The 247-nt window shown below is 57.5% G+C and carries 1 protein-coding gene; it reads left to right on the top strand.

The genetic code is table 11. From position 1 onward, the window contains the following. On the top strand, window positions 1-247 hold a 247-nt coding region (locus tag SB816_RS34040), incomplete at both ends, for a hypothetical protein (RefSeq protein WP_410548503.1).

Raw genomic sequence — 247 nt, 5'->3', positions numbered from 1 at the left:
AGCCGGACGATCATCGAGCAGACGTCGACCAATATCTTCTTCGCCAATCCGAAGGCTGACGAGAATTCCTACATGGAGCATTTCGGCCTTTCCAGGGCTGAATTCGATTGGGTCAAGAATGGCGACCCGGCCTCCCGCTTCATGCTGATCAAACAGGCGAAGAGCAGCGTGATCGCGCGTGTCGATATGTCCCATATGCCGGAGTTCATCAAGGTGCTGTCCGGCCGCGAGGAGACCGTGCGCGAGG

The organism is Achromobacter sp. SIMBA_011, from assembly GCF_046535435.1.
Taxonomy (GTDB): domain Bacteria; phylum Pseudomonadota; class Gammaproteobacteria; order Burkholderiales; family Burkholderiaceae_B; genus Achromobacter; species Achromobacter dolens.
Note: the sequence above shows the minus strand (reverse complement) of the source record. Positions and strands in the feature narration are given on the sequence as shown.